Raw genomic sequence first — 13,807 nt, forward strand, 5'->3', positions numbered from 1 at the left:
GACTCCTTCTTGTAGAGAGGAGAGTTCGCATGATTCCAAAGGCCACATTTGTTGCGACGATATTCGCAATGTATGTTTTCACGATGTTTTTCATCGCTGCGATCCCGCAAGAGGTTGTTCAGTCGGCCGGCGTACAGGTCGATGAGGTCAGTATCGTCAAGTGACGGCGCTGCAAATCATCGCCGGATTCGGCGGTGATTGGAAGTGAATGATCAGGCGCTTGACGCAGGCGGCCTGATGAGGCGGGAGTGAACTCTCGCAGGACGCTCGCTTGCTCTTCGCGCGGAAGCGTCTAACTATGCCTCCGATCTCATGACGCGGAGGATATTCCATGAAAAAGCGGATCCTGTTCACGGGTGGTTCGGGCAAGGCGGGTCGTCATGCCGTGCCATGGCTCGTTAAATCAGGTTACGAGGTGCACAACCTCGATCTCGTGCCGCTGGACAGCCCCGGCGTCACCAATCTCATCGCCGACATCACCGATAGCGGTCAGGTCTTCAACGCGCTCTCCATGCATCGCGATTTTCCCGATCTCGACGCGGGCAGGGGCGTCCAGTCCTTCGATGCGGTCGTGCATTTCGCCGCCATCCCCCGCATCCTGATCAAGCCCGACAACGAGACCTTCCGCATCAATACGATGGGCACCTACAATGTCATCGAGGCGGCGGTGAAGCTCGGTATCCGGAAGATCATCGTCGCGTCGAGCGAGACGACCTACGGCGTCTGCTTCGCCGAAGGTCATCGCGATTTTCACCAGTTCCCGCTGGAAGAGGACTACGACGTCAATCCGATGGATTCCTACGGCCTGTCGAAGGTGGTCAACGAAAAGACCGCGCGCGCCTTTGCCGAGCGTTCGGGCTTCGACATTTATGCGCTGCGCATCGGCAACGTCATCGAGCCGCACGAATATGAGAGGTTCTCGACTTATTTCGCCAATCCCGAGATGCGCAAGCGAATCGCCTGGAGTTATATCGACGCCCGCGATCTCGGCCAGATCTGCCATCTCTGCATCGAGAAGGACGGTCTCGGCTATCAGGTCTTCAATGCCGCCAATGACACGGTTTCGGCCAATACGCCGTCGAAGGAACTGGCGAAGCGATTCTACCCGAACGTGCCCTTCACCCGCGAAATCGGCGAATATGAAGGGCTGCTTTCCAACCGCAAGATTCGCGAAGTGCTGGGCTTCAAGGAAGAGCACGACTGGCGGAAATATGTGAAGGTCTGAACGCTTGCGGGCAGCACGATGGGAAAGCCCGGTCGCCTGCAAATGAGCAGAACGGCTCTGAAAATCGAAAATCGTGCTTGCCAATCCGCCGCTGCCGTCTTAAAGGGAGCGCCATGCATTTCGGCAGTGATTTGCGGGCCTTGGCCCGGGCGCTGAAGGAGAGGCATGAAGGGGTATAGCTCAGTTGGTAGAGCGGCGGTCTCCAAAACCGCAGGTCGGGGGTTCGAGCCCCTCTGCCCCTGCCATCTTCCCTGATACGGACAGCGCGGCCATGCTCGCGGCATTCCGGCCGGGGTTGATCGGTGGTAACTTATTTCGTTAAACTTCGGTTTCCCTCTTGTGTAATCGGAAATCGGTGTTTATTTAGGGTTCAACAGACACGCGGTGCGTGGGGCTGATAGTTTCAGCTTTACGCGCCGTAATTGCGTGGGCAGTCGATGGCATCCAAATCCAATCCATTCGCGTTTCTGCAGCAGGTTCGCTCCGAGACGTCCAAGGTCACATGGCCGTCGCGCCGCGAGACGATGATCTCGACGGTCATGGTGCTGGTGATGGTGGTGTTCGCCGCGCTGTTTTTCTTTGCCGCTGACCAGCTGATCGGCTGGGTTCTGAGCTTCGTGCTCAATACCGGCAACTGATACGGGTGGAGATGAAAATGGCGGCACGTTGGTACATCGTCCACGCGTATTCCAATTTTGAAAAGAAGGTGGCTGAGGACATCGAGAACAAGGCTCGCCAGAAGGGGCTCGAGCACCTGTTCGAAAAGATCCTCGTGCCGACCGAAAAGGTGGTGGAAGTGCGTCGCGGCCGCAAGGTCGACAGTGAGCGCAAGTTCTTCCCGGGTTATGTCCTCGTCCGCGCCAATCTGACGGATGAAGCCTATCACCTGATCAAGAATACGCCGAAGGTCACCGGCTTCCTCGGCTCCGACAATAAGCCCGTTCCGATTCCGGATTATGAAGCCGAGCGCATTCTCGGCCAGGTCCAGGAAGGTGTTGAGCGGCCGAAGGCGTCGATCACCTTCGAGATCGGCGAACAGGTTCGCGTTTCGGACGGCCCGTTCGCTTCGTTCAACGGCACGGTTCAGGATGTGGACGAAGAACGTTCGCGCCTGAAAGTTGAGGTGTCGATCTTCGGCCGCGCAACGCCGGTCGAGCTGGAATACGCTCAGGTCGAGAAGGTCTGATTGTAGGAGATTGGAAGCTGGCCCGTGCGGCCTGTTTCCCGCGGACCTTGTCCGCATTCGCGTGGAAGGTGAGGGGTCTTAGCCGGACCCTAATGATCCGCACCACGCAACCGCAGCCGCCGGAGAGATCCGGCATCACGGGCCGGGCGACCGGTCGTTCATGAAAGGCAGAGAGATATGGCTAAGAAAGTTGCAGGCCAGCTCAAGCTTCAGGTCAAGGCAGGATCGGCAAACCCGTCCCCGCCGATTGGTCCGGCGCTTGGTCAGCGTGGCATTAACATTATGGAATTCTGCAAGGCGTTCAATGCCGCCACGCAGGAAATGGAAAAGGGTATGCCGATTCCGGTCGTCATCACCTATTACCAGGACAAGTCCTTCACCTTCGCGATGAAGCAGCCTCCGGTCAGCTACTGGCTGAAGAAGGAAGCGAAGATCACGTCCGGTTCCAAGACGCCCGGCAAGGGCGCAAAGGCCGGTACCCTCACCAAGGCTCAGATCAAGACGATCGCCGAAGCCAAGATGAAGGACCTGAACGCAGCGGATATCGAAGGTGCAATGGCGATGATCGAGGGCTCTGCCCGCGCCATGGGCCTGGAAGTGGTGGGTTAAGATCATGGCTGGCAAGCGCACTCGCAAGATCAACGAAGGTGTTGATCCCACCAAGCTCTACGCTCTGACCCAGGCCATCGGCATGGTCAAGGAACGGGCTGTCGCCAAGTTCGACGAAACCATCGAAGTCTCGATGAACCTCGGTGTTGACCCGCGCCATGCGGACCAGATGGTTCGCGGCGTCGTCAACCTGCCGAACGGCACGGGCCGCACGGTTCGCGTCGCCGTCTTCGCTCGTGGCGCCAAGGCTGACGAAGCCAAGGCCGCTGGTGCCGATGTCGTCGGCGCCGAAGACCTTGTCGAGATCGTCCAGGGCGGCAAGATCGAATTCGATCGCTGCATCGCCACCCCCGACATGATGCCGCTCGTCGGCCGTCTCGGTAAGGTTCTCGGCCCGCGCGGCATGATGCCGAACCCGAAGGTCGGCACGGTTACCATGGATGTCGCCGGAGCCGTCAAGGCTTCCAAGGGCGGCGCTGTCGAGTTCCGCGTCGAGAAGGCTGGTATCGTCCATGCCGGCATCGGCAAGGCCTCTTTCGACGCCAAGGCTCTGGAAGAAAACATCCGCGCCTTCGCCGACGCCGTCATCAAGGCGAAGCCGGCCGGCGCCAAGGGCAACTACGTCAAGCGCGTGGCGATTTCCTCGACCATGGGCCCGGGCGTCAAGATCGAAGTCGGCTCGGTCACCGCACCGACTGCATAAGTTGATTGCCGGACCTCGGTCCGGTCACTGAATTTCCGGCCTCGCAAGGGGCCGGAATATTCCGGAGAAATCCGGAATCCTGTCCGAGATTGCAGGTGGTTTTCCCTTAATCACGTTGCCTGCATGAGACGGGTAAGACCCGAATTCATGAAGTTCGCTTCTAGAAACTCGGTTCGAGCCTTGGATGCCTTGTGCCTTCTTAGCCTTGATTGGCGCGGAAGCGCGGGGGGACAGGATCCTCAAGCGTCGCTTGGGATCTCGCATGATCCCGGGAGGCAAAAGGCAACCCGGCGGGCCCGTTTTCGGTCCCGTCAACTGGAGATAGGCAGTGGAAAGAGCGGAAAAACGCGAATTCGTCACGGAACTGAACGAAGTCTTCAAGGCTTCGGGCTCGGTTGTCGTGGCCCACTATGCTGGTGCCACAGTCGCGCAGATGAACGATTTTCGTTCGAAGATGCGTGCAGCTGGCGGTACCGTCAAAGTCGCGAAGAACCGCCTGGCCAAAATTGCCCTTCAGGGTACGGAAGCGGAAGGGATGTCGAATCTCTTCAAGGGTCAGACGCTGATTGCATACAGCACCGATCCGATCACCGCTCCGAAGGTCGTCATGGATTTCGCCAAGACCAACGACAAGATCGTTGTTCTGGGCGGCGCCATGGGAACAACCACGCTCAACGCCGATGCAGTCAAGTCGCTTGCGACCCTGCCTTCGCTCGATGAGCTGCGTGCGAAGCTGCTGGGCATGATCCAGACACCGGCTACCCGCATCGCTGGGGTTGTTGCAGCACCGGCAAGCCAGCTTGCCCGCGTGTTTGCGGCCTACGCCAAGAAGGACGAAGCCGCTTAAGGCGGTTTTTCGCTGTTTATAAACAACCGGTTCGAACCGAACAAAAGGAACTAGTAAAATGGCTGATCTCGCAAAGATCGTTGACGACCTCTCCTCGCTGACCGTTCTGGAAGCTGCAGAACTGTCGAAGCTTCTCGAAGAAAAGTGGGGCGTTTCCGCTGCTGCTCCGGTAGCTGTTGCTGCCGCTGCTGGCGGTGCTGGCGCTGCTGCTCCGGTCGAAGAAGAAAAGACCGAGTTCGACGTCATCCTCACGGATGCCGGCGCCAACAAGATCAACGTCATCAAGGAAGTCCGCGCCATCACCGGTCTCGGCCTCAAGGAAGCCAAGGACCTCGTCGAAGGCGCTCCGAAGGCTGTCAAGGAAGGCGTTTCCAAGGCTGAAGCCGCTGACATCAAGAAGAAGCTCGAAGACGCCGGCGCCAAGGCCGACGTCAAGTAAGCTTGTACTGCTTTTGGGAGGTGGCCTTTGCTGCCTCCCATTTGCCGTTTTTCTGAACGAATTACCCAAAAGCCGTGTCAAAACGGCTTTTGGGTAATGGGTTCTTCAAAAGGATAGTCTCGCACCGAGGGCAGCACAGCAATCCGAGCTGGGCGTTTTCGGGAGTCGGACGAGATTGAACTACCCATTGATTGACGGGGTCGACTGGCCATCGGTTCCCGTCCGTTGCAGGCCCGGGTGCAAGATTTTGAAGGAGCGACGATGGCTCAGACCCTTTCGTTCAACGGTCGCAGGCGCGTACGCAAGTTTTTTGGTAAGATCCCCGAAGTCGCAGAAATGCCGAACCTCATTGAGGTTCAGAAGGCGTCCTACGACCAGTTTCTGATGGTGGAAGAGCCGAAGGGCGGCCGGCCCGACGAGGGTCTTCAGGCCGTCTTCAAGTCGGTTTTCCCGATCACTGATTTCTCCGGCGCCTCTATGCTGGAATTCGTATCTTACGAGTTCGAGCCGCCGAAGTTCGACGTCGACGAATGCCGCCAGCGCGACCTGACCTATGCCGCGCCGCTGAAGGTGACGCTGCGCCTCATCGTGTTCGATATCGACGAGGATACCGGCGCGAAGTCGATCAAGGACATCAAGGAACAGTCCGTCTACATGGGCGATATGCCGCTCATGACCAACAACGGCACGTTCATCGTCAATGGCACCGAGCGCGTCATCGTCTCCCAGATGCACCGTTCGCCGGGCGTCTTCTTCGACCATGACAAGGGCAAGAGCCATTCTTCCGGCAAGCTGCTCTTTGCTGCCCGCGTCATTCCCTATCGCGGCTCCTGGCTCGATATCGAATTTGACGCCAAGGACATCGTCTACGCCCGTATCGACCGCCGCCGCAAGATTCCGGTGACCTCGCTGCTGATGGCGCTCGGCATGGACGGCGAAGAAATCCTCGACACCTTCTACACGAAGTCGCTCTACAAGCGCGACGGCGAAGGCTGGCGCATTCCCTTCAAGCCGGAAACGCTGAAGGGCGCCAAGGCGATCACCGAGATGGTCGACGCCGATACCGGCGAAGTCGTCGTCGAAGCCGGCAAGAAGCTGACCCCGCGCCTGTTGCGCCAGCTGTCTGACAAGGGCCTGAAGGCGCTGAAGGCCGGCGACGACGACCTCTACGGCAATTACCTCGCCGAGGACATCGTCAACTACTCCACAGGTGAAATCTATCTCGAGGCCGGCGACGAGATCGATGAGAAGACGCTCGGCGTCATCCTGGCGAACGGTTTCGACGAGATCCCGGTTCTCGGCATCGACCACATCAATGTCGGCGCCTATATCCGCAACACGCTGTCGGCCGACAAGAACGAGAACCGTCAGGACGCTCTGTTCGACATCTACCGCGTCATGCGTCCGGGTGAACCGCCGACCATGGAATCGGCCGAAGCCATGTTCAACTCGCTGTTCTTCGATGCGGAGCGTTACGACCTCTCCGCCGTCGGCCGCGTCAAGATGAACATGCGTCTCGACCTGACCGTCGAAGACACCGTCCGCATCCTGCGCAAGGACGACATCCTGGCCGTGGTCAAGATGCTGGTCGAACTGCGCGACGGCAAGGGCGAGATCGACGACATCGACAACCTCGGCAACCGCCGCGTCCGCTCGGTCGGCGAGCTGATGGAGAACCAGTACCGTCTCGGCCTCTTGCGCATGGAGCGCGCGATCAAGGAACGCATGTCCTCGATCGAAATCGATACGGTCATGCCGCAGGATCTGATCAACGCCAAGCCGGCTGCCGCAGCTGTGCGCGAATTCTTCGGTTCCTCGCAGCTCTCGCAGTTCATGGACCAGGTCAATCCGCTCTCGGAAATCACCCACAAGCGCCGTCTTTCGGCTCTTGGCCCGGGCGGTCTGACCCGCGAGCGCGCCGGCTTCGAAGTCCGCGACGTGCATCCGACCCACTACGGCCGCATCTGCCCGATCGAAACGCCGGAAGGCCCGAACATCGGTCTGATCAACTCGCTTGCGACCTTTGCCCGCGTCAACAAGTACGGCTTCATCGAAAGCCCGTACCGCCGCATCGTCGACGGCAAGGTGACGAATGACGTGCTCTACCTCTCCGCCATGGAAGAGGCGAAGTACTATGTCGCCCAGGCCAACGCCGAAATGAACCCGGACGGCTCCTTCGTCGACGAATTCGTCGTCTGCCGTCACGCCGGCGAAGTTATGCTCGCCCCGCGCGACAGCATGAACCTGATGGACGTTTCGCCGAAGCAGGTCGTTTCGGTTGCTGCGGCACTCATCCCGTTCCTGGAAAACGACGACGCCAACCGCGCCCTCATGGGCTCGAACATGCAGCGTCAGGCCGTGCCGCTGCTGCGTGCCGAAGCCCCGTTCGTCGGCACCGGCATGGAGCCGGTCGTCGCCCGTGACTCCGGCGCCGCCATCGGCGCCCGCCGCGGCGGCGTGGTCGACCAGGTCGACGCGACGCGTATCGTTATCCGCGCCACGGAAGACCTCGAAGCCGGCAAGTCCGGCGTCGATATCTATCGCCTGCAGAAGTTCCAGCGTTCGAACCAGAACACCTGCGTCAACCAGCGTCCGCTGGTCACCGTCGGTGACGTCGTCAACCGCGGCGACATTCTCGCCGACGGTCCGTCGACCGATCTCGGCGACCTGGCGCTCGGCCGCAACGCGCTCGTCGCGTTCATGCCGTGGAACGGCTACAACTACGAAGACTCGATCCTGCTCTCCGAGCGTATCGTCGCCGACGACGTGTTCACCTCCATCCACATCGAGGAATTCGAAGTGATGGCGCGCGACACCAAGCTCGGTCCTGAGGAAATCACCCGCGACATTCCGAACGTTTCGGAAGAAGCGCTGAAGAACCTCGACGAAGCCGGCATCGTCTACATCGGCGCCGAAGTTCAGCCGGGCGATATCCTCGTCGGCAAGATCACGCCGAAGGGCGAAAGCCCGATGACGCCGGAAGAAAAGCTGCTGCGCGCCATCTTCGGCGAAAAGGCCTCCGACGTGCGCGACACCTCCATGCGCATGCCACCCGGAACCTACGGCACGATCGTCGAAGTTCGCGTCTTCAACCGCCATGGCGTCGAAAAGGACGAGCGCGCGATGGCGATCGAGCGCGAAGAGATCGAGCGTCTTGCCAAGGACCGTGACGACGAGCAGGCGATCCTCGACCGTAACGTCTACGGCCGTCTGATCGACATGCTGCGCGGGCAGGTCTCGATTGCCGGCCCGAAGGGCTTCAAGAAGGGCACCGAGCTTTCGAACGCTGTCGTCTCCGAATATCCCCGCTCGCAGTGGTGGATGTTCGCAGTCGAGGACGAGAAGGTCCAGAGCGAGCTCGAAGCACTCCGCGGCCAGTACGACGAATCCAAGTCGCGCCTTGAGCAGCGCTTCATGGACAAGGTCGAGAAGGTCCAGCGCGGCGATGAAATGCCTCCTGGTGTCATGAAGATGGTCAAGGTCTTCGTCGCCGTGAAGCGCAAGATCCAGCCGGGCGACAAGATGGCCGGCCGTCACGGGAACAAGGGCGTGGTCTCGCGCATTGTGCCTGTCGAGGACATGCCGTTCCTTGAAGACGGCACGCATGTCGACGTCGTTCTGAACCCGCTCGGCGTGCCTTCGCGCATGAACGTCGGCCAGATCCTGGAAACGCATCTGGGCTGGGCTTGTGCCGGCATGGGTCGCCAGATCGGCGAATTGATCGAAGCCTACAAGGCGAACGGCAACATCGAGCCGCTGCGCAAGACCATCGGCGATGTCGTCGGTGCCGGTCCGAAGGCCGAGCAGGTGCACGAATTCGACGATGACTCGGTTCTGCGCCTCGCCGACCAGTGGAAGCGCGGCGTTTCGATTGCAACGCCAGTCTTCGACGGTGCCAACGAAGGCGACGTCAACGACATGCTGCGTCTGGCGGGTCTCAAGGACACCGGCCAGTCGACGCTCTATGACGGCCGTACCGGCGAGCAGTTCGACCGCCAGGTCACGGTGGGCTACATCTACATGCTGAAGCTCAACCACCTGGTCGACGACAAGATCCATGCCCGCTCGATCGGTCCTTACTCGCTCGTCACCCAGCAGCCGTTGGGCGGCAAGGCGCAGTTCGGCGGTCAGCGCTTCGGCGAAATGGAAGTCTGGGCGCTCGAAGCTTACGGCGCGGCCTACACGCTGCAGGAAATGCTGACGGTGAAGTCGGACGACGTCGCCGGCCGCACCAAGGTCTACGAAGCCATCGTCCGCGGAGACGACACGTTCGAAGCCGGTATTCCGGAAAGCTTCAACGTTCTCGTCAAGGAAATGCGCTCGCTGGGCCTCAGCGTCGAGCTGGAGAACACCAAGCTTGACGAAGCGCAGGCAAACCAGCTGCCCGACGCGGCCGAGTAAGCATTGATAGGGCGTGCGCTGCCATGCGGCGCACGCCGGTCCCGCCGGACGCCGCATCCATGTCGGCCCGGAAGGGAGGTTTCGCCGCATCTTGCGGTTATTCTCGTTTAAGCGAGGGAGGCGGCTCCCGGGAAATTGCCGCTGACCATCGCATTTTGAGGGCGCTTTAGCCCATGAAGGAGACAGGCATGAACCAAGAGGTCATGAATCTTTTCAATCCGCAGGTGCCTGCACAGAATTTCGATTCCATTCGGATTTCGATCGCGTCTCCGGAGAAGATCCTCTCCTGGTCCTACGGTGAGATCAAGAAGCCGGAAACCATCAACTACCGCACGTTCAAGCCGGAACGCGACGGTCTGTTCTGCGCGCGCATCTTCGGGCCGATCAAGGACTACGAATGCCTGTGCGGCAAGTACAAGCGCATGAAGTACAAGGGCATCATCTGCGAAAAGTGCGGCGTCGAAGTCACGCTGTCGCGCGTTCGCCGTGAGCGCATGGGCCATATCGAGCTCGCCGCTCCCGTCGCCCATATCTGGTTCCTGAAGTCGCTGCCGTCACGCATTTCGACGCTGCTCGATATGACGCTGAAGGATGTCGAGCGCGTCCTCTATTTCGAAAATTACATCGTCACCGAGCCGGGTCTGACCGCTCTGAAGGAGCACCAGCTTCTCTCGGAAGAAGAATACATGCTCGCCGTCGATGAATACGGCGAAGACCAGTTCACCGCGATGATCGGCGCCGAGGCGATCTACGAGATGCTGGCCTCGATGAACCTCGAGAAGATTGCCGGCGACCTGCGCTCCGAGCTTGCCGACACGACGTCGGATCTCAAGCAGAAGAAGCTGATGAAGCGCCTGAAGATCGTCGAGAACTTCATGGAGTCGGGCAACCGTCCGGAATGGATGATCATGAAGGTCGTCCCGGTCATTCCGCCGGATCTGCGTCCGCTCGTTCCGCTCGACGGCGGCCGTTTCGCGACGTCGGATCTGAACGATCTCTATCGCCGCGTCATCAACCGTAACAACCGCCTGAAGCGCCTGATCGAGCTTCGCGCGCCGGGCATCATCATCCGCAACGAAAAGCGCATGCTGCAGGAATCGGTTGACGCGCTGTTCGACAACGGCCGCCGCGGCCGCGTCATCACCGGCGCCAACAAGCGTCCGCTGAAGTCGCTGTCCGACATGCTGAAGGGCAAGCAGGGCCGCTTCCGCCAGAACCTGCTCGGCAAGCGCGTCGACTATTCCGGCCGTTCGGTCATCGTCACCGGTCCGGAACTGAAGCTGCACCAGTGCGGCCTGCCGAAGAAGATGGCGCTCGAGCTCTTCAAGCCGTTCATCTATGCCCGCCTCGACGCCAAGGGTTACTCCTCGACCGTCAAGCAGGCCAAGAAGCTGGTCGAGAAGGAAAAGCCCGAGGTCTGGGATATCCTCGACGAGGTCATCCGCGAGCATCCGGTTCTCCTGAACCGCGCGCCGACGCTGCACCGCCTGGGCATCCAGGCCTTCGAACCCACCCTGGTCGAAGGCAAGGCGATCCAGCTGCACCCGCTCGTCTGCACGGCCTTCAACGCCGACTTCGACGGCGACCAGATGGCCGTTCACGTGCCGCTGTCGCTCGAAGCCCAGCTCGAAGCCCGCGTGCTGATGATGTCGACCAACAACATCCTGCATCCGGCCAACGGCGCGCCGATCATCGTTCCCTCGCAGGACATGGTTCTCGGCCTCTATTATCTGTCGATCCTCAATCAGAACGAGCCGGGCGAAGGCATGGCCTTCTCCGATCTCGGCGAACTCCATCACGCCCTCGAGAGCAAGGTCGTGACGCTGCACACCAAGATCCGCGGCCGCTTCAAGTCGGTCGACGAGGATGGCAAGCCCTACTCGAAGATCTATGAGACGACGCCTGGCCGCCTGCTCATCGGCGAACTGCTGCCGAAGAACGGCAAGGTGCCCTTCGACATCTGCAACCAGGAAATGACCAAGAAGAACATCTCCAAGATGATCGACACGGTCTACCGCCACTGCGGCCAGAAGGACACGGTCATTTTCTGCGACCGCATCATGCAGCTCGGCTTTAGCCATGCCTGCCGCGCCGGCATTTCGTTCGGCAAGGACGACATGGTCATTCCGGATGCCAAGGCCAAGATCGTTGCCGACACCGAAAGCCTGGTGAAGGAATACGAGCAGCAGTATAATGACGGTCTGATCACCCAGGGCGAAAAGTACAACAAGGTTGTCGACGCCTGGGGCAAGGCCACCGAAAAGGTCGCCGAAGAGATGATGGCCCGCATCAAGGCGGTCGAATTCGACGAGAACACCGGCCGTCAGAAGCCGATGAACTCGATCTACATGATGAGCCATTCCGGTGCCCGCGGTTCTCCGAACCAGATGCGTCAGCTGGGCGGCATGCGCGGCCTGATGGCCAAGCCGTCGGGTGAAATCATCGAGACGCCGATCATCTCGAACTTCAAGGAAGGCCTGACCGTCAACGAGTACTTCAACTCGACCCACGGCGCCCGCAAGGGTCTGGCAGACACCGCCTTGAAGACCGCAAACTCCGGTTACCTAACCCGCCGTCTCGTCGACGTCGCGCAGGATTGCATCGTCACGCATGTCGATTGCGGTACCGAAACCGGCCTTACCATGACCGCCATTGTCGATGCCGGTCAGGTCGTCGCCTCGCTCGGCGCCCGCATCCTCGGCCGTACGGCGCTCGACGATATCGATCATCCGATCACCGGCGAGCGTATCGTCGATGCCGGCAAGATGATCCTTGAGCCTGATGTCATCGAGATCGAGAAGGCCGGTATCCAGTCGATCCGGATCCGCTCGGCGCTGACCTGCGAAATCCAGACGGGCGTCTGCTCGGTCTGCTACGGCCGCGACCTGGCCCGTGGTACGCCGGTCAACATGGGCGAAGCCGTCGGCGTTATCGCCGCTCAGTCGATCGGTGAGCCGGGCACCCAGCTCACCATGCGTACCTTCCACCTTGGCGGTACGGCGACCGTGGTCGACCAGTCGTTCCTGGAAGCGTCGTACGAAGGTACGGTGCAGATCAAGAACCGCAACCTGCTGCGCAACTCGGAAGGCAGCCTCGTTGCCATGGGCCGCAACATGACCGTTCAGATTCTGGACGAGCGTGGCGTGGAGCGCTCCTCGCAGCGCGTCGCCTACGGTTCGAAACTGCACGTCGACGAAGGGGACAAGGTCAAGCGCGGCCAGCGTCTGGCGGAGTGGGATCCTTACACCCGTCCGATGATGACGGAAGTGGCCGGTACGGTTCAGTTCGAGGATCTCGTCGACGGTCTCTCCGTTCTCGAAGCGACCGACGAATCCACCGGCATCACCAAGCGTCAGGTCATCGACTGGCGTTCGACCCCGCGCGGTTCGGACCTCAAGCCGGCGATCGTCATCAAGGACGCCAGCGGCAATGTCGCCAAGCTGTCCCGCGGCGGCGACGCCCGCTTCATGCTCTCGGTCGACGCCATCCTGTCGGTCGAGCCGGGCACGAAGGTCTCCCAGGGTGACGTTCTCGCCCGTTCGCCGCTCGAAAGCGCCAAGACCAAGGACATCACCGGCGGTCTGCCTCGTGTTGCCGAACTGTTCGAAGCGCGCCGTCCGAAGGATCACGCCATCATCGCAGAGATTGATGGTACGATCCGCCTCGGCCGCGACTACAAGAACAAGCGTCGAGTCATCATCGAGCCGGCGGAAGACGGTGTCGAGCCGGTCGAATACCTGATCCCGAAGGGCAAGCCCTTCCACCTTCAGGACGGCGACTATATCGAAAAGGGTGATTACATCCTCGACGGTAACCCGGCTCCGCACGACATCCTGGCGATCAAGGGCGTTGAGGCTCTGGCTTCCTACCTCGTCAACGAAATCCAGGAAGTCTACCGTCTGCAGGGCGTCGTCATCAACGACAAGCATATCGAGGTGATCGTCCGTCAGATGCTGCAGAAGGTGGAAATCACCGACGCAGGCGACTCGACCTACATCGTCGGCGACAATGTCGACCGGATCGAGCTCGAGGACGTCAACGACCACCTGATCGAGCAGGGCAAGAAGCCCGCCCATGGCGATCCGGTTCTGCTCGGCATCACCAAGGCGTCGCTGCAGACCCCGTCCTTCATCTCGGCCGCTTCCTTCCAGGAAACGACCAAGGTGCTGACGGAAGCGGCAATCGCCGGAAAGACGGACGGCCTGCAGGGTCTCAAGGAAAACGTCATCGTCGGCCGCCTCATCCCGGCCGGTACCGGCGGCACCATGACCCAGATCCGCCGTATCGCCACCTCGCGCGACGAGCTGATCCTCGAAGAGCGTCGCAAGGGCACCGGTGCAGCCGTTGCCACTCCGATGCTGCAGGACATGGCTGAAAAGGCCCCGGCGGCGGAATAA

At 60.4% G+C, this 13,807-nt stretch carries 10 protein-coding genes and 1 tRNA gene; all 11 read left to right on the plus strand.

Annotated elements, in window-relative coordinates:
* The first annotated feature begins 29 nt into the window (after positions 1-29).
* The 11 genes from EFR00_RS33890 to rpoC all read left to right on the plus strand — a co-directional run bounded on the left by EFR00_RS33890 (position 30) and on the right by rpoC (position 13,807).
* The gene (locus tag EFR00_RS33890) at positions 30-164 is read left to right on the plus strand and encodes a hypothetical protein (protein ID WP_009996098.1); all 135 of its coding nucleotides are present in this window, start codon (positions 30-32) and stop codon (positions 162-164) included.
* A gap of 167 nt (positions 165-331) precedes the next feature.
* On the plus strand, positions 332-1,225 hold the full coding sequence (locus tag EFR00_RS12485; protein ID WP_009996096.1) for an NAD-dependent epimerase/dehydratase family protein: 894 nt from the start codon (positions 332-334) through the stop codon (positions 1,223-1,225).
* 169 nt (positions 1,226-1,394) lie between these two features.
* A tRNA-Trp gene (locus EFR00_RS12490) sits at positions 1,395-1,470 on the plus strand.
* A gap of 192 nt (positions 1,471-1,662) precedes the next feature.
* Positions 1,663-1,863 carry a preprotein translocase subunit SecE gene (secE, locus tag EFR00_RS12495; RefSeq protein WP_003573826.1) on the plus strand — a complete coding sequence of 67 codons (201 nt, stop codon included), beginning with the start codon at positions 1,663-1,665 and terminating at the stop codon, positions 1,861-1,863.
* A 17-nt stretch (positions 1,864-1,880) separates the two neighbouring features.
* Positions 1,881-2,411, plus strand: coding sequence for a transcription termination/antitermination protein NusG (nusG, locus tag EFR00_RS12500; protein ID WP_004669067.1), 531 nt, complete (start codon positions 1,881-1,883; stop codon positions 2,409-2,411).
* 177 nt (positions 2,412-2,588) lie between these two features.
* Positions 2,589-3,020: a 50S ribosomal protein L11 gene (rplK, locus tag EFR00_RS12505; protein WP_009985507.1), complete on the plus strand. Its 432-nt coding sequence runs from the start codon at positions 2,589-2,591 to the stop codon at positions 3,018-3,020.
* Positions 3,021-3,024: 4 nt separating this feature from the next.
* A complete protein-coding gene (gene rplA, locus EFR00_RS12510; RefSeq protein ID WP_038688272.1) occupies positions 3,025-3,723 on the plus strand; it encodes a 50S ribosomal protein L1 in 699 nt (232 codons plus the stop codon).
* Between the two features lie 328 nt (positions 3,724-4,051).
* Complete coding sequence (gene rplJ / locus EFR00_RS12515) at positions 4,052-4,570, plus strand: 50S ribosomal protein L10 (RefSeq protein ID WP_009994537.1); 519 nt, start codon at positions 4,052-4,054, stop codon at positions 4,568-4,570.
* Between the two features lie 58 nt (positions 4,571-4,628).
* Positions 4,629-5,009: a 50S ribosomal protein L7/L12 gene (rplL, locus tag EFR00_RS12520; RefSeq protein ID WP_009994538.1), complete on the plus strand. Its 381-nt coding sequence runs from the start codon at positions 4,629-4,631 to the stop codon at positions 5,007-5,009.
* A 261-nt stretch (positions 5,010-5,270) separates the two neighbouring features.
* Entirely contained in the window at positions 5,271-9,410 is a 4,140-nt protein-coding gene (gene rpoB / locus EFR00_RS12525; RefSeq protein ID WP_039619182.1) for a DNA-directed RNA polymerase subunit beta, read from the plus strand.
* Positions 9,411-9,598: 188 nt separating this feature from the next.
* Complete coding sequence (rpoC, locus tag EFR00_RS12530) at positions 9,599-13,807, plus strand: DNA-directed RNA polymerase subunit beta' (RefSeq protein ID WP_038688278.1); 4,209 nt, start codon at positions 9,599-9,601, stop codon at positions 13,805-13,807.

Origin of the sequence: Rhizobium sophoriradicis (assembly GCF_003939025.1) — a bacterium.
GTDB classification, from domain to species: domain Bacteria; phylum Pseudomonadota; class Alphaproteobacteria; order Rhizobiales; family Rhizobiaceae; genus Rhizobium; species Rhizobium sophoriradicis.

Bases quoted from the DNA above. Each gene is read 5' to 3' on its own strand.
- EFR00_RS33890 (WP_009996098.1), top strand. From the start codon at position 30: ATGATTCCAAAGGCCACATTTGTTGCGACGATATTCGCAATGTATGTT.
- EFR00_RS12485 (WP_009996096.1), top strand. From the start codon at position 332: ATGAAAAAGCGGATCCTGTTCACGGGTGGTTCGGGCAAGGCGGGTCGT.
- secE (WP_003573826.1), top strand. From the start codon at position 1,663: ATGGCATCCAAATCCAATCCATTCGCGTTTCTGCAGCAGGTTCGCTCC.
- nusG (WP_004669067.1), top strand. From the start codon at position 1,881: ATGGCGGCACGTTGGTACATCGTCCACGCGTATTCCAATTTTGAAAAG.
- rplK (WP_009985507.1), top strand. From the start codon at position 2,589: ATGGCTAAGAAAGTTGCAGGCCAGCTCAAGCTTCAGGTCAAGGCAGGA.
- rplA (WP_038688272.1), top strand. From the start codon at position 3,025: ATGGCTGGCAAGCGCACTCGCAAGATCAACGAAGGTGTTGATCCCACC.
- rplL (WP_009994538.1), top strand. From the start codon at position 4,629: ATGGCTGATCTCGCAAAGATCGTTGACGACCTCTCCTCGCTGACCGTT.
- rpoB (WP_039619182.1), top strand. From the start codon at position 5,271: ATGGCTCAGACCCTTTCGTTCAACGGTCGCAGGCGCGTACGCAAGTTT.
- rpoC (WP_038688278.1), top strand. From the start codon at position 9,599: ATGAACCAAGAGGTCATGAATCTTTTCAATCCGCAGGTGCCTGCACAG.